This is a genomic window from Azospirillum sp. UFLA03-27 (genome assembly GCF_059803775.1).
Genome location: NZ_JAUQTX010000087.1, coordinates 1 through 23,947, shown reverse-complemented (window position 1 = coordinate 23,947; position 23,947 = coordinate 1). Strand labels below are relative to the sequence as shown.

Genomic DNA, 23,947 nt, shown 5'->3' with positions numbered 1-23,947 from the left:
GCGTATAATCGTCGGCAGCGTCAGATGTGTATAAGAGACAGGGGTGAAGCTGAGGCCGGTCTGGTATTCGAAGCCGCGGTGCTCCACCAGATCGACGGTGATCGTCAGATCGGGGCGCGCGGCGCGCAGCAGGCGCAGGGCGTCGGTCAGGCGGCGCCGGTCCTTCTCCGCCGTTTCCGGCAGCGGCAGCGCTGACAGCACCTCCATGGCGCGCTCCGCCGGGCCGGAGGCGGCCATCAGCGCGTGCAGCAGCGAGGCCGCCGGTCCGCCGACCGCGGTCACAGCCGCCGCGTCCTTCTTGTCCAGCGCCTCGCGCAGTCGGGCGGTTTCCTCATCGCCGAGCCCGAGGCCGCGGCAGACCCGCGCCACCATGGTCGGCACGCAGAGGTCCACCGACAGGTGCCGCACCCCCACCCCTTCCAGGGCGTGGGCGGCCAGCAGGATCACCTCGGCGTCCGCCTCGGCCTCCAGCGGGCCGATCAGCTCGACGCCGACCTGGGTGATCTGCCGCTCCGGACGGAGCTGCGAGCCCTTCACGCGCAGCACCGGCCCGGCGTAGCACAGCCGCACCGGGCGGGCGCCGTTCTTCAGCCGGGTGGTGGCGATGCGCACGATCTGCGGGGTGATGTCCGCGCGCACGGCCATCATGCGCTGCGACAGCGGGTCCATCAGCCGGAAGGTCTGCTTCGCCATGGCGGCGCCGGAGCCGGACAGCAGATTGTCCTCGAACTCGACGAGCGGGGGCTCGACGCGCTCATAGCCGTGGGCGGTGAAGTCCGCCAGCAGGCGCGCCACCGCCGCCGCTTCGTGCGCCGCTTCGGGCGGCAGCACGTCGTGCAGGCCGGCGGGCAACAGGGCGGAGCTCAGGGAATCAGCGGGCATGGCCTGCGTCGTCTCGTCGAATGGGTGGCAAACCGTCGGCATGGCGAGAGCCCGCACGTCCGGTGGGCATGCGGTGCTCGGGCATACGGAGCGGGTCAATACCCCACCCCCCTTCCTCATGCAAACGGAAAAGCCCCGCGGCCCATGCCCGTCTCCCCTGCGCCGACGACAGGCGCCCGTCCGGCACGGTTCGAAACATGAATGCATTCCAATCGAATCTTTGTTGAGTTTGATGCGAAATCTCCGGCATCCTGTGTACGAACCGTGCCGGCAGCAGCGGGGCAATGGCACCATGGCACGCGCGTCCGCCAGCTACGAAGTGCAGATCTACGTCCAGGACCACTGGGTGCTGGAGGGACGCTTCGACACCGAGGCGGAGGCGCTGGTCTTCGGCCGCAAGGCGCTGTCCGGCGGCAAGGTCGAGGGCATGCGGGTGGTGCGCGACTGGCGGCGCCCGGACGGCCGCCATGTCGAGACGGAAGTCCATGTGGAGTTCCGTCAGGTCTCCCGCACGGTGGCCGCCTCCCCCATCGACGAGGCGCCGGCGCTCTGCCTCACGCTCGACCATTGCTACGGCGTGCAGAGCCGCATGGCGATGAACCGCGTCCTGCGCAATTACGTGGAGCGCGCCGTCGTCACCCCGACCGAGGTGCTGCACAACCACGCGGAGCTGGCGCGGCTTCTCAACACCGACAACCTCGTGCCAACCGCGGTCGGGCGGGTCGCCACCCTGCAGGCGGAGAGGGCCGGGACGGACGGGCGCGGGCGGCGCGACGTGCTGAACCTGCTGATGCACGAGCTGACCGACCGGGCGCGGGTCGCCGCCGCGCGCAAGGACCTGCCGGCCATCGCCGCCACCGGCTTCCGCCCCATGTTCGACCGGTTGGATTCCAGCCTGCCCGCGGCGGAACGCGACTTCCTCGCCCGCGTGGTCCTGTCGCGCGAGCTGGTGCAGATGCGCAACTGGCTGGCCAAGCTGGATTTCCTGGGCGAGCTGGCGCGGGAGGACGGAGCGGCGACCGACCGCCCGCTGGGGCTGCTCGACGGGGTGATCGCCGATGTTCTGGGCGCCCCCTCCGTCGCGCAGGAGCTTCTGGGCGTCCAGGGCAGCCTGGCGGAGGCGCTGTGCAACCTGATCGACCTGTCGCGGGGCCGCCTGTCCCCGGCCAAGCGGGCGGAGGGCGACCGCGCCGTCCAGCTGAACGAGCTTCTCGCCTTCCACGACCTGGACCAGACGCGGCTGGTCATCCTGGATCTGGTGCGCCGGCAGTTGAAGGGCACGCAGCCGCTCTACCGCTCCGACCCGTCGCTGGAGATGGACGCCTTCCAGGAGATCCTGAAGCGCACGCTCGGCCCCGACGGACCGGCCGGGGGCGGCCCGATGGCCGAGGCGCTGGTCCTTCGCTACCTGCGCTTCCTGGAGGGCGGCGGGGTGCCGGGCCGCAAGCAGGCCATCACGGAGGTGGCCGGCCGCATCCCCGACGCGCGGGACCGGGTGCGCTTCCTGCTGGCGCTGGCCGACTCCAACCTCGGGCATGGGCACGCCGGGGACATCGCCCGGCTGCTGCACGCGCTGACCGGCACCCCGGCGGGCTATGGCCGCTTCATCCACCCCCGCCTGCCGCCGCGCGACAATCTGGAAGCGCTGACCCTGCTCTATTGCCAAGCCACCGACTCGGCGCTGCCGGAGGAGACTCGGACCCGCCTGACCGGCGACCTCGACGCGCTTCTGGTGGCCTACATCACCGAGGACCGGGTGGTGGAGCGGCTGGACGACCCCGGCGATGCGCTGCGGCTGCGCGCGAACCGCCTTCTGCAGGTCTGCGCGCCGGGAATCCTGCGCAGCCGGCGGGCCCTGGAAATGGTCCGGCGCCGCGTGGTCGAGCATCTCCGCCAGCCGCAGTTCGACCGGAAATATGTGGAGGACCTGCCCGACGCGGCGGCGCAGCAGTGCGCCCTGCGGGAGTTCTACCGCATGTTGGGAGAAGCCGGATTCGTCTGACCCGCGGACGGGACACAACCCGATGCGGATGGACAGCACCGGCCCCTTTGGATAATCAGCGCATCACATCGATATCGATAAAGACGGGGCGCCGCCATCGGCCTCCGCGGCGACGAAGGGCACAGCCTTGGGCAATGGCGTGGGCAATGGAATTGCGCTGGGACCAGTCTTCCACATCATCGGCATTCTTCTGACCATCCTAGGGCTGGGCATGCTGCTGCCGGCGCTGGCCGACGCCGCCGTGGGCAACCGGGACTGGACGGCCTTCGTCGGCTCCAGCGCGGCGACGCTGGCGGTCAGCGGCGGCATGGTGCTGGCGACGTCGAGCAAGGAGCACGCGCGCTTCACCGTGAAGCAGCATTTCCTGCTGACCACGCTGTCCTGGTGCGTCCTGGCGACCTTCGGCGCCCTGCCCTTCATGATCTCCGCCGCCCGCCTGTCCTTCACCGACGCCTATTACGAGGCGATGTCGGGCCTCTCCACCACCGGCGGCACGGTCATCGTCGGGCTGGACGACGCCCCGCCGGGGGTCCTGCTGTGGCGGTCGCTGCTGAACTGGTTCGGCGGGGTCGGCATCATCGTCATGGCGATCGCGGTGCTGCCCATCCTGCGGGTCGGCGGCATGCAGTTGTTCCGCACCGAGTCCTCCGACAAGGGCGACAAGCCCTTCGCCACGGTGCAGGACACCGCCGGCGCCATCGCCATGATCTATCTGGCGCTGACCATCCTGTCGGCGGTGGCCTACCATCTGGCCGGCATGACGTGGTTCGACGCGATCAACCACGCCATGGCCTCCATCGCCACCGGCGGCTTCTCCACGAAGGACGCCTCGCTCGGCTGGTTCGATTCCCATGCGGTGCTGTGGGTGGCGACCTTTTCGATGATCTCCGGGGCCTTGCCCCTGACCTGGTACATCCGCCTGCTGCGCGGCCAGCGCAACGCGCCGGTCTTCGGCGACAGCCAGGTGAACGCGCTGCTGGCGATCCTTCTGGTGGCCGGCGTCGCCATGACCCTGTGGGCCTTCGCCGTGGTCGGCCTGCCCTTCCGGGACGCGCTCAGCCATTCGGCGGTGAACGTCACCTCGATCATCACCGGAACCGGCTTCGTCTCCACCGACTATTCGACCTGGGGCAGCTTCGCCGTCGTCGCCTTCTTCTTCTTCTACTTCATCGGCGGCTGCACCGGATCGACGTCGGGGTCGATCAAGATCTTCCGCTGGCAGGTGCTGGCTCTGTCGATGCTGAACCAGATGCAGCGGATGCTGAAGCCGAACCGCGTGCTCGTCCCGCTCTACCAGGGCAAGGTGCTGGACGAGGATGTGGTCGGCTCGGTCATCAACCTCGCCTTCGCCTTCATGGCCGCCTTCGGCATCCTTTCGCTCCTGGTCGCCGCGATGGGCGTGGACTTCCTGAGCGCGGCCAGCGCCGTCGCCTCCGCGCTCGCCAACGCCGGACCGGGGCTGGGGCCGGTGGTCGGCCCGTCCGGCACCATGGCCCCCCTGCCCGACGCCGCGAAATGGGTGCTGAGCTTCGCCATGCTGCTCGGCCGGCTGGAAGTCTTCACGGTGCTGGTGCTGATCCTGCCGAGCTTCTGGCGGGATTGAGCGGGCCATGAAAAAGGCCGCGCCTCCGTGGCGCGGCCTTCCTTTTCGGCCCTGTACGACTCAGCGCCCGAAGGTCTCCGCCTTGACCGTGGCGAAGGCCCAGTCGAGCCAGGGCAGGACCGCCTCCATATCCTCGTTCTCCACCGTGGCGCCGCCCCACAGGCGCAGACCGGGAGGGGCGTCGCGGTAGGAACCAGCGTCGAAGGCGGCCTCCTCCTTCTCCAGAAGCGCGGCGAGCTTCTTGGCAAAGTCCGCCTGGGCCTCCGGCGTCAGGGCGGTCACCTCGGGGTCGGTGAAGCGCAGGCAGATCGACGTGCAGGAGCGCGTCGCCGGATCGTCCCCCAGGAAGCCGGCCCAGGTCGAGGCCGCCACCCACTCCGAGACGATGCGCAGGTTCTGCTCCGACCGGCGGATGAGCTGGGTCAGGCCGCCGACCGACAGCGACCAGCGCAGCCCGTCGATGGCGTCCTCCACGCAGAGCATGGACGGCGTGTTGATGGTGTCGCCGACGAAGATGCCTTCGATCAGCTTCCCGCCACTGGTCAGGCGGAAAATCTTCGGCAGCGGGCGGTTGGGCTGGAAGCTTTCCAGCCGCGCCACGGCGCGCGGGCTGAGCACCAGCATGCCGTGCGCGGCCTCGCCGCCCAGCACCTTCTGCCAGGACCAGGTGGCGACGTCGATCTTGCTCCAGGGAATGTCCATGGCGAAGGCGGCGGAGGTCGCGTCGCAGATCGACAGGCCCTCGCGGTCCGCCGGAATCCAGTCGCCGTCCGGCACCCGCACGCCCGATGTCGTGCCGTTCCAGGTGAACACCACGTCGCGGCTGAAATCGGCCTGCGACAGGTCCGGCAGTTCGCCGTAGGGGGCCTGGATGGTCCGCACGTCGGACAGGCGGAGCTGCTTGGTGACGTCGGTCACCCACTCCTTGCCGAAGCTCTCCCAGGCGATCATGTCGACGCCGCGCTCACCCAGCAGGTTCCACAGCGCCATCTCCACCGCCCCGGTGTCGGAGGCCGGGACGATGCCGATGCGGTAGTCGCCGGGGATCGCCAGGACGGCGCGGGTCAGGTCGATGACCTCCTTCAGCTTCGCCTTGCCCGGCTTCGAGCGGTGGGAGCGGCCGAGCAGCGCGCCGTCCAGGGCGTCCAGCGACCAGCCGGGCCGCTTGGCGCAGGGGCCGGAGGAAAACAGCGGGTTCGACGGCCGGCGGGCGGGCTTCATGGACGGTCTACTCCCCGGAACATGGGATTGCGGTATGGCCGGGGACGATAGGAGGTGCGCGGGAGCCCGTCAATCAGCCGCTCACGCGCAGCAGCGTCGCCTGGATGTGCCGCGTGCCCGCCGCGTCGCAGATGTAGTAGCAGACCGCCACCCGCCCGTCCGCCAGCACGGTCGCCCAGGGATAGCCGACGTCGGGCGACGGCGCGTCGGCGCGGACGATGATCTCCGGCGCGCTTTCCAGCGTCTCCCGCCGGCTGTCCCAGACGCGGGCGCGCACGCCGCAGGGCTGGTGACGGTAGCCGTAGACGACGAGCAGCCGCCCGTCCGGCAGCGGGCAGGCGTCGTAGGGATGCCCGATGACCGCGCTCTCGACCCAGGGCGCCCAGCTTTTCCCCAGATCGTGGGAGACCGAGGTGGCGAGGCGGTCGCCCAGCCCGGTGGTGCGGTGGAAGGCGACCAGTTGCCCGTCCGCGGTCAGGTGCAGGGCGGTCTCGCAGAAGCCGGCCCGTCCCGCCGGGTCGCGCGCGATGGTGCTGCGCAAGGTCCAGCTTTCCCCGCGGTCACGGGAGGCGAACAGGTAGCTGGTGTAGGGGCCGCCGGTGTAGGTCGCCATCAGCAGCGTGCCGTCCGGCGCCTCCACCGCACGTCCGCGCACGGCACCGCCCAGCATCGGGCGCAGGCCGGGCAAGATCGGTCCCTGGTCCGGCAGTTCCGGCAGGTAGCGGTGGGCCGACCAGTGCCGCCCCCCGTCGTCGCTGAACCGGGTGCTGCCGCCCCAGAACAGGAAGAAGGTGCCCGACGTTTCGGCGTTGCCCAGCAGGTGGACGCCCTTCTCGCGCAGGCGCAGCCCGTGGCGCGCCGACATCGGGTACCAGCCGAAGCTGCCCAGGACGATCCGCCCGGAGCGCAGGACCAGCAGACTGGGGTCTTGGTCGCCCGCCTCCGGGTCGGTGGGCAGTGGCTGCGGCGCACCCTCCGGCTCGAAATCCGGGGTGAAGCGCTGGATCACGAGGTGGGAGCGCGAGTCCACATGATCGACGCTGGTGAAGTCGCCGCCGCCCTCCGCCGGCTCCCCATGAAGCCAGCGGTGATCGCGGGCACGCCGGAAGGCCACCAGCACCCGCCCGTCGGCCAGTGTCGCCGCCGAGGGGAAGGACGCGTAGAAGCGGCGGTCGCTGTAGACGATACGATGGGAAAGACTGTCGAGCATGCCCCTGAAATCCACCTTGCGCCCGCGGCATTGGGGGCGCCCAGCCAATGTCCGGTTGCTGGAATGAAGGATTCCTTTACGGTGCGCGTGATCCCCTGATAGTCACGCTCCATTCCACGGCCCTTTCCGGCGAAGGTCATGACCGAAGCGACCACCACCGCGAATATCCCCTATGGCCGCCACCGCGACCGCAACGACCTGTCGCAGGTGCTGCCGCTGACCACCCCCTTCTCGCTGCTGATCGACCCGTCGAACGGCTGCAATTTCCGCTGCGTCTTCTGCGCCACCGGCAACCCCGACCTGTTGAAGGAGATCGGCCGGCCGCGCGGCGCCATGAAGTTCGACCTGTTCCGCAAGATCGCCGACGATATCGCCGAATTCGATGCGCCGATCAAATCCGTCCACCTCTACAAGGACGGCGAGCCGCTGGTGAACACGCGGATCGAACACATGGTCCATCTTCTGAAATCGCGCGGCCTGGCCCGCCATGTCGAGATGACCAGCAACGGCTCCCTGCTGACGCCGGAGCGGGCGGATGCGCTGCTGGCCGCCGGGCTGGACGCCATGCGCGTCTCCGTCTACGGCGCCAGCGACGCCATGTACAAGCGCATCACCCGGCGCTTCGACCGCTTCCAGACCGTCGTGGACAATGTAGCCTATCTTTACCGCCGCAAGACGGAGCTGGGCCGCGATTTCCACCTGCACTGCAAGATCATCAACGTGGAGCTGACGGAGGAGGAGCGGCAGAGCTTCATCGACACCTTCACGCCGATCGCCGACAGCCTGTTCGTCCACCCCCTGCACGGCGAGGCACTGGCCGAGGAGAGCGCCTTCGCCGTCGCCCCGGACACCGCCCGCAAGGTCTGCTCGGAACCCTTCCTGAAGCTGGCCATCAACTTCAACGGCGAGGTGTCGGTCTGCTGCGCCGACTGGCGCATGGGGACCATCGTCGGCAACGTCGCCGAGGAGTCGCTGCGCAACATCTGGAACGGCGAGCGGCTGCGTGATTTCCGGCTGAAGCATCTGGAAGGCCGCCGCGACGAGATCGAGGCCTGCCGCGGCTGCTCCTACGTCCAGACCCTGCCCGCCGACAACAATCTGGACGGCTTCGCCGCGGACCTCATCGCCAAGTACCGGGTTTAAGCGCCCACAATGCCGGCGTTTACGGCCAGCGCTTCGCACGCAGCGGCACCGCACCGGACCCCTCCCCCGTTACCGTCCCGGAACCCTGCGGGTCCGGTTCCCGAGCCCCCGCTTCGAGCGGCTCCACCTCCAGCGGCCGGTCGGACAGCAGGTCCTTGATCGGCACGCCGAGGGTCTCCTCCTGGTCGCGCTCCGCCTGCTCCAGCAGCTGGGCCGTGCGATCCTGCCAGGGCAGTTCCAGCCCGCCCAGCCCACGGACGGAGCCGCGCAGGCCGATGCCCAGCGCCTTCATCAGGTCGAACAGCGTGGCCTCGCTGAGGTCGCGGGTGACCACCCAGGCGTTGTGCGTGGTGTGGGCCACCCAGTGGGCATCGCGAAGCTGCTCCAGGATGCCGTCAATCAGCACCGTGCCGACCGGCACGCGCCCGACCAGCGTCCGCCGCCGCAAGCCCACGCCGAGCCGCGTTCCTTCCAGAAGCTCGTGCAGGACGGCCAGCGCCAGCCCCAGCCGCTGCGCGGGCAGCAGCCCTTCCGGCCCGCCGCGGGTGATCTTGCCGGCCCGCCATTCGGGCAGGGAAGCGGTGATGACCGCGCCGAACAGCACCGTGGACCAGGCGATGTAGAGCCAGAACAGGAAGATCGGCACGGTCGCCAGCGCGCCGTAGATGGTCTGGTAGGCGGGGAACTCCTTCATGTACATGGCGAAGCCTGCCTTGGACGTCTCCAGCAGCAACGAGGCGACCGCCCCGCCGCAGGCGGCGTCCATCCACCCGACGTCCCGGTTGGGGATGATGACGTAGAGCAGCGTGCAGCCGACCAGCTGCAGCATGAAGGGCAGGATCGCCCCGATCCCCACCAGCGGGTCGGCGAAGCCCTCCAGATGGGCGAACTGGAGCACCGCCCACAGGGTGCTGGACAGCGACAGGCTGGCGCCGGCGAACAGCGGGCTCAGCGACACCACCGCCCAGAAGGACAGGATGCGGGTGACGTAGGAGCGCGGTTCCCGCACCCGCCAGACGGTGGCGAAAGACCCCTCGATGGTCCAGATCAGCAGGACCGCGGACATCGCCAGCCCGACGATGCCGAACACCGGCATCTGCCCGGCGTTGGCCATGAAGGCCGCCAGATATTGCAGGATGGCGTCGCTGTTCTCCGGCACGAGGTTCTTGAACAGCAACGTCTGGATGCGCGATTGCAGCGCGTTGAAGGCGGGAAAGGCCGAAAAGATCGCGAATCCGATGGTCATCAGCGGCACCAGCGCCAGCAGCGAGGTGTAAGTCAGCGAGGCCGCCGTCTGGAAGCAGTTGTCGTTGTAGAAGCGCATGGAGGAATAGGCGATGAAGCCGCCGATTTCCCGAACGCGCACAAAGGGGTTCCACGCCCCTTTCGAAGTGCCTTCGGTTTCAGCCACAGGACGCCTCCCGCCTTGGTTTGACCGGGCCGGTCTTTCGTGTAGGATGCGGCCCACTTTTCAAAGCATACTCTGGATGCACGAGGTACGGATGTCCAACCCGAAGCCGCTCATGGACGGCAAGCGTGGCCTGATCATGGGCGTGGCGAACGATCGGTCGATCGCCTGGGGAATTGCCTCCACGCTGGCGCAGCACGGCGCCGAGCTGGCCTTCACCTATCAGGGTGACGCGCTGCTGAAGCGTGTGAAGCCGCTGGCCGAGCAGGTCAACGCCCCGCTGCTGCTGCCCTGCGACGTCACCGACGAGGCCAGCGTCGATGCGACCTTCGCCGCCATCGAGAAGGAATGGGGCAAGCTGGACTTCCTGGTTCATGCGATCGCTTTTTCCGACAAGAACGAGCTGGACGGCCTCTATCTCGACACGACGCGGGCCAACTTCCTGCGCACGATGGACATCTCCTGCTACTCCTTCACCGCGGTGGCGCAGCGCGCCGTTCCGCTGATGAAGGACGGCGGCAGCCTGCTCACCCTCTCCTATTACGGCGCCGAGCGCGTGATGCCCCACTACAATGTGATGGGCGTCGCCAAGGCCGCGCTGGAGGCGAGCGTGCGTTACCTTGCCGTCGATTTGGGCGGTCGGGACATCCGCGTCAATGCCATCTCCGCCGGCCCGATCAAGACGCTGGCCGCCAGCGGCATCGGCGACTTCCGCTACATTCTGAAGTGGAATGAGCTGAACGCCCCGCTGAAGCGCAACGTCACCATCGGCGAGGTCGGCGGCGCCGGCCTGTTCCTGTTGAGCGACCTCGGCACCGGCGTGACCGGTGAGGTGATGCACGTCGACTCCGGCTACCACACGGTCGGCATGGTCGCGGTGGATGCGGCGGCCGAGGTGTCGCAGCTCCTGGGATCGCTGGGCGGCGCGGCCAAGCCCGCCTGATCCCGAGCCTCGGGCGACGGCGGGCGCGTCCGGTTCGTTCCGGAACGCCCGCCGGAAACGCCCTTACCTGGTTTGAGGTATTTTTTACCGATCGTCGTATTACCTACTTTTGCGCACCGCAGCAGACCGCTATTCTTCACGCTTACGGAAGGTTGCGGAAGGTGACAGTCGGATGCGTGCACGGCGGCAATCGGATTCGGTGTCCCCGATTCTGGAGCAGATTCTCTACGGCGGCTCCAGCGTCTCAATGAATTTGATCACCATCACCCGCGAGATCCCCGAAGAAAACCGCCTGTTCCGTGCCCGTGGGTTGAACAAGGCCATTCTCTTCAAGTATCCGAATTTCGACGAAGACGCCGACGACTACGCCAACCCCATCGCCGACGAGGATGAGGATGGCGACGCCGCATCGCGCCCGGTCGAAACCGGCATCTACATTCCGCACAGCGTCGAACACACCGAAGCGGGCGGCCTCGCCATCTATCTGCGCGCCCGCAACAGCAACCTCCTGCTGGCGGAACAGTTCGGCATCGGCGAGGCCAACAGCGAGGCCGCGGCCGCGGACCTGCGCACCCTCACCCTGATCGACAGCGTGCCCTCGCTGGACGCCTTCCTGCTGAAGGCCTGTTTCGAAGGCGAGAAGGTCCCGGTGGACAAGCGTCACTGGGCGATCAGCGACGCCGAGGACCAGCAGCTCCGCCGCCTGATCCGGGCGCGCATCGAACCGATCGTGCGCAAGGCCATCGACGGCGGCGGCAGCGGCGCCCAGAGCATCGAGCGTTTTCTGGAGGCGATCTGGAATCCCGAGCTTGAGGAGGCCGGTCTGTTCGTCTCGGCCTTCGGCATCGACCGCAGCGAAGCGGACCAGATCTTCAGCGCCTGGAAGGGCACGACCTTCTACGAGTACCAGCTCCGCCGCATCGCGCCGCGGGCGCGGATCATCCTGAACTGGCTGAAGTCGCGGGAATGCATCCCGGTCGATATCCGCATGCACAAGCCCTATGAGACCCAGCTGCTGATGCACATCGAAAAGGTGGGCAAGCTGCTGGAAACCACGCTGATGGACATCCGGCAGATTCTCGCCGATTACGAGGCGAGCTTCTCCGCCTTCATGGCCGGCCAGCCCGAGCCCTTCCGCGACTATCTGCGCAAGATCCGCTCCCACTACTGGCTGCTCGGCTACTGCGTCTCGGCGCTGACCAGCGTCGCTCATCTGGACGCCCGCTGCATGAAGAACAACCCGCAACGCAAGCTCTACTTCGAAACCACGCACAAGCTGCTGCGCCAGTTCGAGGTCGCGCTCGACCGCCGGCGCGAGCAGAAGGGAGCGTTCTAAGTCCCCTCGCGCTTGACGCGCCGGCCGAAACGCCGCAAGAAACGCGCTCGACCGCAAAACTTGCGGTAACATCGTGTCGCATCGGGAGTCCTCGCCATGGCCGGCAACAGCTTCGGAACGCTTTTCCGCTTCACCACCTGGGGCGAGAGCCATGGGCCGGCGATCGGCGTGGTGGTGGACGGCTGCCCGTCGCTGCTCTCCCTGACCGAGGCGGACATCCAGCCCTGGCTCGACAAGCGCCGGCCCGGCCAGTCGCGCTACACCACGCAGCGGCAGGAGCCCGATCAGGTCAAGATCCTGTCCGGCGTGTTCGAAGGGCAGACCACCGGCACGCCGGTCTCGCTGATGATCGAGAACACCGACCAGCGGTCCAAGGACTACAGCGAGATCGCGTCCAAGTTCCGGCCCGGCCACGCCGACTACACCTACTGGAAGAAATACGGCATCCGCGATTACCGCGGCGGCGGGCGCTCCTCGGCGCGTGAGACGGCCTGCCGCGTGGCGGCTGGTGCGGTGGCGCGCAAGGTGCTGGGCGACGGCGTGACCGTCCGCGGCGCGCTGGTGCAGATCGGCCCGCACAAGGTGGACCGCAGCCGCTGGGACTGGACGGAGGTGGACAACAACCCCTTCTTCTGCCCCGACCCGCAGGCTGCCGCCGAATGGGCCGACTATCTCGACGGCATCCGCAAGAGCGGCTCGTCCATCGGCGCGGTGGTGGAGGTCGTGGCCTCCGGCCTGCCCGCCGGACTCGGCGACCCGCTCTACGATAAGCTGGACGGCGATCTCGCCCGCGCCATGATGACCATCAACGCCGTCAAGGGCGTGGAGATCGGCAACGGCTTCGAGGCCGCCACCCTGACCGGCGAGCAGAACGCCGACGAGATGCGCGCCGGCCCCGACGGCGAGCCGGAGTTCCGATCCAACCTGGCCGGCGGCATCCTCGGCGGCATTTCGACAGGGCAGGACGTGGTGGTGCGCTTCGCCGTGAAGCCGACCAGCTCCATCCTCACCCCGCGCCAGACGGTCGATCTGCAGGGCAAGGACACCGACATCCTGACCAAGGGCCGCCACGACCCCTGCGTCGGCATCCGCGCCGTCCCGGTCGGCGAGGCGATGATGGCCTGCGTGCTGGCCGACCATCTGCTGCGCCACCGCGCCTACGCTCGGGGCTGAGCCCGATGCGGGGACGCAGGACGGCGGCGTGGCGGGGCGGCGTAATCGCGGGGTTTCTGCTGGTCACCGCCCTTCCCGCCGCCCCAATCCAGGCCCAGCCCCAGCCTCCGGCCTACCGCGAGCATGCGGAGACCTTCAAGGACTGGCGCCTCTACTGCCAGGTCTGGAGCGAGCCGCGCCGCGTCGAGTGCGAACTGCTCTCCCGCCCCGGCAGCGACCGGCGGTCGCGCCTCGTCTGGCTGCGCTCCAGCGAGCGCTGGCTGGAAGGGCTGCGCTTCCGGCTGGACGAGCAGACGATGGACCTGTCGAAGATCGTCCGCGTCTGGGTGGACCGGGCGCTGTTCCGCCCCGAATACCCGTGCGAGCGCTTCGAATGGGAGACCAACACCTGCGCGGTGCTTGATCCGGAGACCAACGCCAGACTGGTGGAACGGCTGACGCCGGCCAAGGAGGTCTCCGCCGTCGGCTCCGCCCCGGCGGGCGGCAAGGCGGAGGTGCGCTTCTCCCTGACCGGCTTCAAGCCGGCGTTGGAGCGCATGGAGGAGATCCGCCGCGAGGCCGGCATCCGCTGGAAATAGCGGCGGCGCTCAGGCCGGGTCGCCCTCGCCGTCCGGCTTGGCGTATTTCTTCTTGGCGAGGTCCAGCGAGGCCAGAAGCTGCTGGCCGGTCGCCCCGCCGTCGCCGCTGATCCGCCCGGCCATCACCGCCTTGATGGCGTCCACATGGGCCTTCAACAGCAGGCGCTCGTTGCCGGTGACGGCGGGAAAGCCGCCCTGCGTCGCCTCGTAGAGCGACTTGGCGATGCGGGTGATCAGCGGGTAGCCGAAAATGCCACCCTGCCCGCGCATCTCGTGGGCGGAGCGGTTGATCTGCGCCATCAGCGCCGGGACCGCGGCGGCGTCCGCGCCCAGCCGGTCGACGCGGCGGGCCAGCTCGTCCACCTCTCCGGCGATCCAGGTGGCGTAATCGCCTGCCCGGTTCTGGATCTCCGCCTCCGCCGCCGCCAGCACCTCCTCGGGAAGCGTCGGCACGGGGACCTTCGGCGCGAAGCCCATCTTGGCGCCCAGCCGGTTGGGCAGGTCGAAATGGACGACCGGAAAGCGGTCGATGCCCACCGCCTTGGAGGCGCTGTGCACCACCAGAATTTCCCTGGGGCTGGTCATCCGGCAATCCATCGCCACCGCCCGCTGCGTCCGCCGCCGGTCCGGTCCGAAATAGCCCTTGGCAAGCACGAAGCGCCGCGGCCGGGCGATGGCTGCCAGGAGGCGGCTGGCGATGATGGCCGCCGAAAAGGGCTTGGCGATGAAGTCGGTGGCGCCCAGGTCGCGCGCCTGCTCCACGTAATGGCGGTCGGCGGCGCCGGACAGCATCAGCACGGGCAGGAAGCGGTCCGGCGATTTCGGGCTGCAGCGCAGCCAGCGCAACAGCATCAGCCCGTCGACCTCCGGCATCACCAGATCGGTGATAATCACGTCCACCGGCGCCGTGCCGGGCGGCAGGGCGGCCCGCCGCTCCTCCAGGAAGCGGATGGCTTCCGCCCCGCCGGCCTCGGCATGCACCGCGCCGACCCCGATGGTGCGCAGGGTCGTGGTCAGCACGTTGCGGATGAAGGCGCTGTCCTCGACCACCAGAACCGAGAGGAGGCCGAGCTTGGGCGCGCCTTTGCCACCCGGATCGTTCATCGACGGAACCACTGCGTTGCAAGGGGATGCAGTCTTCGCACGGGCAACGGCCGCTTGGCGAGACACAACTTAGGAAAGGCTGGGTTGCAACTCCCCGGCGAAGCGTCCTGTCGCCCTGACCGGAGGTGGGGCTTTGCGAAGCGCCGCCGCCCGGCTACCCTGTCGGCCAAAACAGCATTGACCGCAACGAACCGAAAACGCCGGAGGAGACCACAGCGATGCCGCAGCCCGATCACGTCATGGCCCTGCCCGTTCCCGAGACGCCCGACCTCGATCCGGACATGGCCGCGCTCTTCGCCAAGTGCGAGGAGAAGCTGGGCTTCGTCCCCAACGTGCTGCGCGCCTACAGCCTGCGCCCGAAGAAGCTGCGCACCTTCGCCCAGCTCTACAACGAGCTGATGGTCGGCGAGAGCGGCCTGTCCAAGCTGGAGCGCGAGATGATCGCGGTGGTCGTGTCCTCGGCCAACCATTGCTATTACTGCCTCGTCGCCCACGGGCAGGCGGTGCGCAAGCTGTCCGGCGATCCGGAACTGGGTGAGATGCTCGCCTTCAACTACCGCGCCGCCAAGCTGGAGCCGCGCCAGCGCGCCATGCTCGATTTCGCATGGAAGCTGACCAAGGAGCCCTGGACCATGGGCGAGCCGGACCGGCAGGCGCTGCGCGACGCCGGCTTCGGCGAGGAGGAGATCTTCGACGTCGCCGACACCGCCGCCTTCTACAACATGTCGAACCGCGTCGCCTCGGCGGTGGACATGATGCCCAACCGCGACTACCACAAGCAGGACCGCTAAACGCCCGACCGCCAAACGCTGGGCCGCTGACGCCGCGCAACCACCGGAGCCGCCGGATGCTGAGGTTCTTTGTCCGCCTGTTCGCCCTCATCGGCTTCCTCGTGGTGGCCGCCGTGGTCACCGGGGTCGTCCTGGCGGTCCGGCATGAGCCCTCCCTGCCCGACACCGTCGTGCTGGAGCTGGACCTCCGCGACCCGCTGGCGGAAGGGAGCGTGGACCGGCTGGGCAGCTTCCTCGGCCACGAGACGACCTTCCAGGAGGTGCTCGACGCGCTGGAGCGGGGGCGCACCGACCCGCGGGTGAAGGGCGTGCTCGCCCGCTTCGGCGGCGACGGCGCCAGCTTCGCCCAGGTGCAGGAGTTGCGGGCGGCGGTGGAGCGGTTCCGCGCGTCGGGCCGCTTCGCCATCGCCTTCGCCGAATCCTACGGCGACACCGGGGCGGGCAACCGCTCCTACCTGCTGGCCAGCGCCTTCGACGAGGTGTGGATGCAACCGCTGGGGCTGCTCGGCCTGACCGGCCTGTCCGCCCAGATTCCCTTCGCCCGCGGCGCTCTGGACAAGCTGGACATCCAGCCGCAGGTCCTCCAGCGCGAGGAGTACAAGAGCCTCGCCGACAGCGTCATGCGGACGGACTTCACGCCCGCCCACCGCGAGATGATGGAGTCGCTGCTCGGCGACCTGACCAACCAGATCGTCGACGGGGTGGCGGTGAGCCGCCGCCTTCCCCCCGCCGCCGTGAAGGCGGCGATGGACCGCGCCCCCCTGATCGACCGCGAGGCGGTGGACGCCAAGCTGGTCGACCGGCTGGGATACGCCGACGAGGCGCGGGAGGAGGCGCTGCGCCGCGCCGGGGCGGCGCCCGGCGCCGACACCATGGAGGCGGCGGATTACCTGGGCATCGCCGGCCCGCCCAACCGCAGCGGCCCGACCATCGCGCTGATCCACGCCACCGGCACCATCACCGGCGGCGACAGCGGCAAGCCCGGGCTGGGCGAGGTCACCGCCGGGTCGGAGACGATCGTATCGGCCATCGAGGACGCGGTGGACGATCCCGACGTCAAGGCCATTCTGTTCCGCATCGACAGCGGCGGCGGCAGCGTGACGGCGTCCGAGACGATCCGCCGCGCGCTGGTCAAGGCCCGCCAGTCGGGCAAGCCGGTGATCGCCACCATGGGCGGCACGGCGGCGTCCGGCGGCTACTGGATCGCGTTGGCCGCCGACCGCATCGTCGCCTCCCCCGCCACCGTGACCGGCTCCATTGGCGTGGTCGCTGGAAAGATGTCGGTCGCCGGCCTGTCGGAACGGCTGGGCGTGCATTGGGGCGTCCTCGACACCGCACCCAACGCCGGGCTGTGGTCGCCCTTCCGCCCCTTCGGCCCCGCCGGGGAGGAGCGGCTGAACGCCATCATCGACAGCAGCTATTCCACCTTCCTGTCCCGCGTCGCGGAGGCCCGGCACCTCACCCCCGAACAGGCGCGGGACGCCGCCAAGGGCCGCGTGTGGACCGGCGCCCAGGCCAAAAATCTCGGGCTGATCGACGAGTTGGGCGGGGTCGCCACCGCGCTGACGCTCGCCAAGCAGGCGGCGAAGCTGGCGCCGGACGATCCCGTCACCGTGACCGGCTATCCGCGCCCGAAGCCGCTGATCCGGGAGATCCTCGACCTCGCCTCGGGCAAGGGCGATCTGGTGGAAGCCGTGGCGGTGCTGGCCGGATTGCGTCCGGCGCTGGCCGAACTGGCCCCGCTGGTGAACGCGGCGCGCAGCGGTGCAGTGGAGGCTCGCATGCCGCCGCTGGGTCTCGGACAGTAGAACTTTCGGGCAAAATTCAGGCCGGCGGGACAACCGCCGGCCTGCAGAAGAGTGGCTGCGTCGCGTTGTGACGGCTGCGCCTCGTCAAAAGTGCGTCATCAATGGCGCGTCGCAAACCCCGCCGAACAGAGCATCATCAGCGAACCGGCGCTGGTTCGGTTCTCACTCTCCAAGTAACTCTGAAATCCTGGCGAGCAGACCAACCGCGCGATTTCGTCTTTGGAAAAGACCGGCAGGAAGGGATTGTTCGACAGCTCCTCGTAAGCAGCCCTGGCCACTACTCTCAGGTTAAGCGGAATCGCCGCGATATATCGGTCGAGAGCACATTCGTCCTCGCGCTCCATCTGGCGCACTCCTTTCCTACGTTTCTCATGATTAGTGGCTACGGATTAAAGATTGCGCAAAGCGCCAATCGCGTAAAGCGACATAAGCGAACGAGGCAACAGATCCTGCACAGTGTTGTGCCCGTATCACATCATACCTTCTGGGTAAGCTGTGCGCTGGTGGCAAATCCCATCGATTTTTATCTTTCAACCCCATCACGAAGCGCGGCGATGGGAAAAAGGAACGAGACGCCAGGACTCAATGAATTCACGCAATCGCTCTCAGGGCATTGAAAGGAAATGAATATGGAAAATCACTGCAGATTCGAAAGTCTCGATTCAGCGACCCACCGAAGCTGAAATCGAAGATTATTAAACACATCGCCTCAAATCCATTGGTCATATGCGTAACGTCAAGGACAGAACACACCCCGCCCCACGCCTGATCTTTTGAATGCCGGCGCGATGCAGCTCCCCAAGGGACAGATTGTCCGGATTGACTGGCATGGACGCTTCCTATATAGCCGCTGAACCCTTCGCCGTTTCAAAACCGCCGGTGCGCACGGAAAAGGAAAGGCACCGCGCGAGGGAAGGGTTTGAATGTCACGGTCAGACGGCAAATAATTCAGTAGGCCGTCCTTTACTCCCGCAGACCCGAAGTGCTCCGTGGAACCAGAAGACAACGATCACACCATCACCGACGCCCCCACGCCATCCGATGAGGGCGAGGACACGGTCTCCGTCTATGGTCCCTACCCGGAAAGCCGGGATCGGGTCTGCTGCATCGTCGGCATCGGTGCCTCCGCCGGCGGGTTGGAAGCGCTTCAGCGCTTCTTCGACAATGTGCCGGGGGAAAGCGACCTCGCCTATGTGGTGGTCCAGCATCTCTCGCCGGTCCACAAGAGCCTGATGGTCGATCTGCTGGCCAAGCACACCGCAATGTCGGTTGTGCAGGCCGCGGACGGCATGGCGGTCGAGCGCAACACCGTCTATCTGCTGCCCCCCGCCAAGCATCTGTCGATCGAGGACGGACGGCTGATCCTGACCGCCAAGGACACCACCGGCGGCATGAGCCTGCCCATCGACATCTTCTTCACCGCTCTCGCCAAGGACCAGGGGCCGCGGGCGCTGGGCGTGGTGCTGTCCGGCACCGGATCGGACGGCACGCGCGGCCTGCTGGCGATCAAGTCGGCGGGTGGCTTCGCCGCGGCGCAGGACCCGGGATCGGCCCAGTTCGACGGCATGCCGCGCAGCGCGATCGCCACCGGACAGGTGGATGCCGTGAAGACGGCGGACAAGCTGCCGGCCTGCCTGATCGAGCATGCCGGCCGGGTGCTGTCGCGCAACCTGCCCATCCCGGCCAAGCCGCAGGACCGTGACAACGACCCGTTGGCGCAGATCGTGGCGGCCATCCGCTCGGTCACCGGCGTGGATTTCTCGCACTACAAACTAGCGACCCTGCTGCGTCGGATCGAGCGGCGGATGCACACCGCCGGCCTCGACTCGATGAGCGATTATGCCGCCCTGCTCCGCCGCAACAGCGCCGAAACGGTCAGCCTCTACAAGGAGATGCTGATCGGCGTCACGCGCTTCTTCCGCGACGAGGGGGCCTTCGCCTCCCTGGCCGACAAGGTGATCCCGACCCTGCTGGCCAAGCGCAGCCCCACCGACATGGTGCGCGTATGGGTCTGCGGCTGCGCCACCGGCGAGGAGGCCTACTCCATCGCCATCCTCTTTGCCGAGGCGCAGGAACGGATGGGACGGTCCTTCGACGTCAAGATCTTCGCCACCGACATCGACCAGGACAGCATCGAGATCGCCAGCCTGGGCGAATACCCGCGCTCCATCGCGGAGGACGTGTCGCACGAACGGCTGACCCGCTACTTCATCGCCCGCGGCGACCATTATCTGGTGTCGCGCGACATCCGCCGCATGGTGGTGTTCGCCGCCCACAACATCATGCGCGATCCGCCCTTCACCAAGGTCGATCTGGTGAGCTGCCGGAATCTGCTGATCTACATGGACTCGCCGCTTCAGCGGAAGGTGCTCAGCCTGTTCCAGTACGCGCTGCGGCAGAGCGGTTTCCTGTTCCTCGGCACCAGCGAGACGCTGGGCGACCTGTCGGCGGAATTCCACGTCCTGGACAGCCGCAACAAGCTGTTCCAGAGCCTGCGCACCGGCACCCACCGGCTGTCGCGGCTGCTCGTCCCCACCGTCGCCGCACCGGTGCACCGCCACGGCGACGAGACCATGTCGCAGGCGCAGGAGGAAGGGGCCGCCATCGACGAGGCGATCTCGACCCTGATGCGGGCCTATGTGCCGCCCAGCCTGCTGGTCAACGAGCAGATGAACATCATGCATGTGTTCGGCGAGGCGTCGGCCATCCTGAAGGTGCCGCCGGGCGAGGCCACGCTGAACGCGCTGAAGCTGCTGCCCTCCTCGGTCTCCATGGTGGTGGGGACCGCGCTGACGCGGGCCTTCCGCTCCGGCGAGGAATTCACCCTGTCCAACATCCCGGTGAAGGACCGCGAGGGGCTGCCCGCCGTCAGCCTGCGCGTGAAGCCCTTCGTCGCCCGCAAAACCGGCCGGCGCTTCGCGCTGATCGTGCTCGACCCCAGCGCGCCGGCGCTGGCCCTGCCGGACAGCGACTTCGACTTCGACACCGACACCGCGGAGCGCATCCGCGGACTGGAGCAGGAGCTGGTTTCCCGCGGCGAGAACCTCCAGGCCACCATCGAGGAGCTGGAAACCGCCAACGAGGAACTGCAGGCGACCAACGAAGAGCTTCTTGCCTCCAATGAGGAGTTGCAAAGCACCAATGAAGAGCTGCAGTCCGTCAATGAAGAGTTGTACTCCGTCAACGCCGAGTATCAGGCAAAGGTGGAGGAACTGACGGAGGTCACCAACGACCTGGACAACCTGCTGCGCTCGACCGAGATCGGCACGGTGTTCCTGGACAGCGGCATGGTGATCCGGCGCTTTACCCCGGCAGCGGCCCGCTTCATCAACATCATCCCACGCGACGTCGGGCGGTCGATCTCGCACCTGTCCACCAACATCGACTATCCGGACTTCCTGAAGGACATCGAGCGGGTCTTCCATGACCACAAGCCGGTGGAACGCCACGTCTCGGTGCGCGGCGACCGCTGGATCCAGACGCGCATCCTTCCCTACCTGACCGAGAAGAACCAGGTGGCCGGGGTGGTCGTCACCTTCGTGGACGTCACCGCCGCCAAGGCTGCGGAGCACAGGCTCCAGACGGTGCTGGACAGCCTGCCCGAGCATGTGGCGGTCATCAATTCCGATGGCGCCATCACCATGGTCAACCACGCATGGCGCATGTTCGGCGAGAAGAACGGCGCCCCGGCGCTGGACCGTTGCGGGCCGGGAACCAATTATCTTGAGGTGTGCAACGCCGAGGAAGGAACCGAAGGCGAGGACATCGCCCGTGCCGTGAACGACGGGCTGCGCCGGATCCTGTCCGGCGACATCGAGCAGTTCACCATCGAATACCCTTGTCATTCCGACAAGGAGGAGCGCTGGTTCATGATGCACGCCTGCCGTCTGGCCGGATTGTCAGGGGGAGCGGTGGTCAGCCACATCGACATCACCAACCGGAAACGGATGGAACTGCGCGCGAGCGGACGGCGGCTGGGTCAACGCAGGCAAGGCGGCCCCACCGTCAAGGACCCGGCGGCCAAGGACCCGGCGGCCAAGGACCCGGCGGCCGGAGGCGCGGCGTGAACGGATTCCGCAACGAACGGCTTCGCAAGCGCGCGGAACAGGCCCTCAACTCGGGCGGCTTCGAAGGGGCGGAGGTCTCGGCGACCACGCTCAAGGAAGTCCTGCACGAGCTGTACGTCCATCAGGCCGAGCTGGAAATCCAGAACGAGGAGCTTCGCACCGCCCAGCAGGCGCTGGAAGCCTCGCGCATCCAGTATCTCCAGCTGTTCCAGTCGGTGCCTCTGGCCTGCTTCACCGTCAACGCCGCCGGCATCATCTGCGAGGCCAACGTCGCCGCGGAGCGGCAGTTCGGCCTGCCGCTGCGCCGGCTGAAGGGCCGCCCGCTGACGTTGATGGTGGAGTCGCTGGACCATGGGCGCCTGTTCACGGCGCTGGCCCGGCTGCGCGATTCCGGGCAATGGACGCGCCAGGAATACGCCTTCGTCGGCGCCCACAGCGCCATCGACGGGTTGACCGACGCCCGGATCGTCGAGTTGGAGGCCGGGCCGGACGGTGTCGACAAGGGCGATGTGCTGCTGACCATCACCGATGTGACGGAGCGCAACGCCTGGGTCGGCGAGCTTCAGAACGCCCGCGACGAGGCGGAGCGCACCCGCGCCGCCTATCACCACATTCTGCAGGCGGTGGCCGACGGCATCTGCGGCCTGGACGCGCGCGGCGCCATCACCTTCGTAAACGCCGCGGCCCAGTCGATGACCGGATTCGGCGCCAGCGAACTGGTCGGCCGCTCCTTCGCCGCGCTGATCGGCGGCGACGCCGAGGAGGAAGGCCGGCGCGCCCTGACGCTGTCGCTGGCCGACGGGCTGGTCCGGCAGGTGACCGACGGACGCCTGCGCCGCCAGGGCGCCGACGATTTCGTGGCGGAGCTGACCGTCTCCCCAATCCTTCAGAACGGGGCGATCAGCGGTGCGGTGGTGGCCTTCCGCGACGTGACCGCCCGCCGCGCCGCGGAACAGGCTCTGGCCGAGAGCGAGCGACGTCACCGCACGCTGGTCCAGTCCCTGTCCGAAGGGCTGGTGATGCGCTCGGGCGACGGCACGGTGATGGTCGCCAACGCCATGGCGGAGCGGCTGATGGCCGGCCCAGCGGGCGTGCTGCTCGATCCCCTCGCCCGCCCCTTCGAAAGCCGCAAGCCGGGCGACCGCGCGGGCCGCGCGGCCCGGCGGCGCTTCATCGGCGCCGACGGCGCCCGGTTGACCGGACTGCCGCCCGCCGCCAAGGCGGTGGACAGCGGGAAGCCGGTCATTGAACAGATCGTCGGCATCGCCGAGGGCGACGAGGCGGGGGCCCCCACCCGTTGGCTGCGCGTCTCCAGCCACCCCGTGCCGGGCGTGGACGGACAGCCCGAGGCGGTGGTGTCCAGCGTCACCGACATCTCGGCCATCAAGTCGATGGAGCGCGACTTGAACGTGGCGCTGGACGCCAAGGAACGCTTCATGGCCGCGGCCAGCCACGACCTGCGCCAGCCGGCCCAGGCCCTGACCCTGCTGTCCGGGCTTCTGCTGAAGGAGCCGATCCCCGAGGACGCGCGGCGCATCGCCACCCAGCTCCGCGACACCGTGGCCTCGCTCGGCGGACTGCTCGACTGCCTGCTCGACATCTCCAAGCTGGAGGCCGGTCTCGTCACCCCCCACTCCGCTCCGGTGGAGGTGGGATCGATCATGGAGCGGCTGCACGGGGAGTTCCAGGCGGTTGCCGCCTCTTCCGGGCTGACGCTGCGCACCGTGCCGGTGCGGCTGAGCGCCTGCACCGACGGCGGCCTGCTGGAGCGCGTGCTGCGCAATCTGCTGACCAACGCCATCCGCTACACGCGGCAGGGCCGGGTGCTGTTCGGGGCGCGGCGGCGCAACGGAGCCCTGCGGTTCGAGGTGTGGGACACCGGCATCGGCATTCCGGAGAACCAGCTCGACCGCATCTTCCAGGACTTCTACCAGATCGGCAACGTCGCCCGCGACCGGCGGGAGGGGCTGGGCATGGGGCTCAGCATTGCGCGGCGCCTCGTCCATATGCTGGGCGGCACCATCGAGGTGACCTCGGCGCCGGGCAAGGGCTCCTGCTTCGCCATCACCCTTCCGTCGGGGGCCATTCTCGACCAGCGGCACTGCGGCGATTCACCGGACGCCTCCGCCGCGGGCAGTGGCGAGGCGGACGGCGACGCCTCCGTCCTGCTGGTCGAGGACGACGCGGTGATCCGCATGGCGCTGGCCCTGATGCTGGACGGCTGGGGCTACCGGGTGACCGAGGCCGGATCGGTGGCGGAAGCGCTGGAACTGGTGGACGGAGCGCTGGTGCCCGATCTGGTGCTCACCGACTACCGCCTGCCGGACGGCGACACCGGGCTGATGCTGATGGACACGCTGCGCCGCCGCTTCGGACCCGACCTGCCGGGGGTGCTGCTGACCGGCGACACCTCCTCCGACCGGCTGCGCGAGGCCGCCGGCGCGCAATGCGCCCTGCTGCACAAACCCATCCAGCCCGACGACCTGCGCCGCACCGTGCGCGCCAGCCTGGAGCACCGCGACGTGGAGGCGGAGGCGACGTAGTTCCGTGGAGACGGAGGCGATGTAGTTCGAGGACATTGCCCCCACCCCGGCCCTCCCCTGCGTCAGCGGAGGAGGGTTAGGGAGGGGGCAAAGACCTGTCTCTTATACACATCTCCGAGCCCACGAGACTATAAC

The 23,947-nt window shown here is 68.2% G+C and carries 17 protein-coding genes; 11 read left to right on the top strand and 6 right to left on the bottom strand.

Annotated elements, in window-relative coordinates; genetic code table 11:
• The coding region (locus tag Q4I23_RS15030; RefSeq protein ID WP_498526729.1) for an ATP phosphoribosyltransferase regulatory subunit at nucleotides 1-882 on the bottom strand (882 nt) is incomplete at its 3' end.
• Nucleotides 883-1,174: 292 nt separating this feature from the next.
• Here Q4I23_RS15030 and Q4I23_RS15025 point away from each other — a divergent pair.
• Both Q4I23_RS15025 and Q4I23_RS15020 read left to right on the top strand, forming a co-directional pair.
• On the top strand, nucleotides 1,175-2,884 hold the full coding sequence (locus Q4I23_RS15025; RefSeq protein WP_498526728.1) for a hypothetical protein: 1,710 nt from the start codon (nucleotides 1,175-1,177) through the stop codon (nucleotides 2,882-2,884).
• 127 nt (nucleotides 2,885-3,011) lie between these two features.
• Nucleotides 3,012-4,487, top strand: a complete 1,476-nt coding sequence (locus Q4I23_RS15020) for a TrkH family potassium uptake protein (protein WP_498526727.1) — start codon at nucleotides 3,012-3,014, stop codon at nucleotides 4,485-4,487.
• 60 nt (nucleotides 4,488-4,547) lie between these two features.
• Here Q4I23_RS15020 and Q4I23_RS15015 read toward each other — a convergent pair whose 3' ends face one another.
• On the bottom strand, nucleotides 4,548-5,708 hold the full coding sequence (locus tag Q4I23_RS15015; protein ID WP_498526726.1) for a phosphoserine transaminase: 1,161 nt from the start codon (nucleotides 5,706-5,708) through the stop codon (nucleotides 4,548-4,550).
• A gap of 73 nt (nucleotides 5,709-5,781) precedes the next feature.
• Nucleotides 5,782-6,918 carry a sialidase family protein gene (locus Q4I23_RS15010; RefSeq protein WP_498526725.1) on the bottom strand — a complete coding sequence of 379 codons (1,137 nt, stop codon included), beginning with the start codon at nucleotides 6,916-6,918 and terminating at the stop codon, nucleotides 5,782-5,784.
• Nucleotides 6,919-7,056: 138 nt separating this feature from the next.
• Between Q4I23_RS15010 and Q4I23_RS15005 the strand changes: the two genes are divergently transcribed.
• Nucleotides 7,057-8,061 carry a radical SAM/SPASM domain-containing protein gene (locus tag Q4I23_RS15005; protein WP_454018678.1) on the top strand — a complete coding sequence of 335 codons (1,005 nt, stop codon included), beginning with the start codon at nucleotides 7,057-7,059 and terminating at the stop codon, nucleotides 8,059-8,061.
• A 19-nt stretch (nucleotides 8,062-8,080) separates the two neighbouring features.
• On the opposite strand, the gene Q4I23_RS15000 is transcribed toward Q4I23_RS15005, so the two are convergent.
• Nucleotides 8,081-9,427 (bottom strand): YihY family inner membrane protein, encoded by a 1,347-nt coding sequence (locus tag Q4I23_RS15000; RefSeq protein WP_454018679.1) that lies wholly within the window; start codon nucleotides 9,425-9,427, stop codon nucleotides 8,081-8,083.
• Nucleotides 9,428-9,563: 136 nt separating this feature from the next.
• On the opposite strand from Q4I23_RS15000, the gene fabI reads away from it, so the two are divergent.
• The 4 genes from fabI to Q4I23_RS14980 all read left to right on the top strand — a co-directional run bounded on the left by fabI (nucleotide 9,564) and on the right by Q4I23_RS14980 (nucleotide 13,499).
• Nucleotides 9,564-10,412 (top strand): enoyl-ACP reductase FabI, encoded by an 849-nt coding sequence (gene fabI / locus Q4I23_RS14995; protein ID WP_035674831.1) that lies wholly within the window; start codon nucleotides 9,564-9,566, stop codon nucleotides 10,410-10,412.
• Between the two features lie 199 nt (nucleotides 10,413-10,611).
• Nucleotides 10,612-11,748 (top strand): hypothetical protein, encoded by a 1,137-nt coding sequence (locus tag Q4I23_RS14990; protein WP_454018680.1) that lies wholly within the window; start codon nucleotides 10,612-10,614, stop codon nucleotides 11,746-11,748.
• A gap of 96 nt (nucleotides 11,749-11,844) precedes the next feature.
• Entirely contained in the window at nucleotides 11,845-12,921 is a 1,077-nt protein-coding gene (aroC, locus tag Q4I23_RS14985; RefSeq protein ID WP_498526724.1) for a chorismate synthase, read from the top strand.
• A 5-nt stretch (nucleotides 12,922-12,926) separates the two neighbouring features.
• Nucleotides 12,927-13,499 (top strand): invasion associated locus B family protein, encoded by a 573-nt coding sequence (locus tag Q4I23_RS14980; RefSeq protein WP_498526723.1) that lies wholly within the window; start codon nucleotides 12,927-12,929, stop codon nucleotides 13,497-13,499.
• Between the two features lie 9 nt (nucleotides 13,500-13,508).
• Here the strand turns inward: Q4I23_RS14980 and Q4I23_RS14975 are convergent, their stop codons facing one another.
• On the bottom strand, nucleotides 13,509-14,603 hold the full coding sequence (locus Q4I23_RS14975) for a response regulator (protein ID WP_498526722.1): 1,095 nt from the start codon (nucleotides 14,601-14,603) through the stop codon (nucleotides 13,509-13,511).
• Between the two features lie 218 nt (nucleotides 14,604-14,821).
• On the opposite strand from Q4I23_RS14975, the gene Q4I23_RS14970 reads away from it, so the two are divergent.
• On the top strand, nucleotides 14,822-15,394 hold the full coding sequence (locus Q4I23_RS14970) for a peroxidase-related enzyme (protein WP_174451472.1): 573 nt from the start codon (nucleotides 14,822-14,824) through the stop codon (nucleotides 15,392-15,394).
• A gap of 56 nt (nucleotides 15,395-15,450) precedes the next feature.
• The gene (gene sppA / locus Q4I23_RS14965) at nucleotides 15,451-17,202 is read left to right on the top strand and encodes a signal peptide peptidase SppA (RefSeq protein WP_498526721.1); all 1,752 of its coding nucleotides are present in this window, start codon (nucleotides 15,451-15,453) and stop codon (nucleotides 17,200-17,202) included.
• Nucleotides 17,203-17,300: 98 nt separating this feature from the next.
• Here the strand turns inward: sppA and Q4I23_RS14960 are convergent, their stop codons facing one another.
• Nucleotides 17,301-17,546: a hypothetical protein gene (locus Q4I23_RS14960; protein WP_041811141.1), complete on the bottom strand. Its 246-nt coding sequence runs from the start codon at nucleotides 17,544-17,546 to the stop codon at nucleotides 17,301-17,303.
• A gap of 645 nt (nucleotides 17,547-18,191) precedes the next feature.
• Between Q4I23_RS14960 and Q4I23_RS14955 the strand changes: the two genes are divergently transcribed.
• Nucleotides 18,192-21,269, top strand: a complete 3,078-nt coding sequence (locus Q4I23_RS14955) for a chemotaxis protein CheB (protein ID WP_498526720.1) — start codon at nucleotides 18,192-18,194, stop codon at nucleotides 21,267-21,269.
• The gene (locus tag Q4I23_RS14950; protein ID WP_498526719.1) at nucleotides 21,266-23,812 is read left to right on the top strand and encodes a PAS domain-containing sensor histidine kinase; all 2,547 of its coding nucleotides are present in this window, start codon (nucleotides 21,266-21,268) and stop codon (nucleotides 23,810-23,812) included. Before Q4I23_RS14955 ends, Q4I23_RS14950 begins: the two co-directional genes overlap by 4 nt.
• Nucleotides 23,813-23,947 lie beyond the last annotated feature (135 nt).

Bases quoted from the DNA above. Each gene is read 5' to 3' on its own strand.
- sppA (WP_498526721.1), top strand. From the start codon at position 15,451: ATGCTGAGGTTCTTTGTCCGCCTGTTCGCCCTCATCGGCTTCCTCGTG.
- Q4I23_RS15005 (WP_454018678.1), top strand. From the start codon at position 7,057: ATGACCGAAGCGACCACCACCGCGAATATCCCCTATGGCCGCCACCGC.
- Q4I23_RS14975 (WP_498526722.1), bottom strand. From the start codon at position 14,603: ATGAACGATCCGGGTGGCAAAGGCGCGCCCAAGCTCGGCCTCCTCTCG.
- fabI (WP_035674831.1), top strand. From the start codon at position 9,564: ATGTCCAACCCGAAGCCGCTCATGGACGGCAAGCGTGGCCTGATCATG.
- Q4I23_RS14970 (WP_174451472.1), top strand. From the start codon at position 14,822: ATGCCGCAGCCCGATCACGTCATGGCCCTGCCCGTTCCCGAGACGCCC.
- Q4I23_RS15010 (WP_498526725.1), bottom strand. From the start codon at position 6,918: ATGCTCGACAGTCTTTCCCATCGTATCGTCTACAGCGACCGCCGCTTC.
- Q4I23_RS14960 (WP_041811141.1), bottom strand. From the start codon at position 17,546: ATGGAGCGCGAGGACGAATGTGCTCTCGACCGATATATCGCGGCGATT.
- Q4I23_RS15025 (WP_498526728.1), top strand. From the start codon at position 1,175: ATGGCACGCGCGTCCGCCAGCTACGAAGTGCAGATCTACGTCCAGGAC.
- aroC (WP_498526724.1), top strand. From the start codon at position 11,845: ATGGCCGGCAACAGCTTCGGAACGCTTTTCCGCTTCACCACCTGGGGC.
- Q4I23_RS15015 (WP_498526726.1), bottom strand. From the start codon at position 5,708: ATGAAGCCCGCCCGCCGGCCGTCGAACCCGCTGTTTTCCTCCGGCCCC.
- Q4I23_RS14980 (WP_498526723.1), top strand. From the start codon at position 12,927: ATGCGGGGACGCAGGACGGCGGCGTGGCGGGGCGGCGTAATCGCGGGG.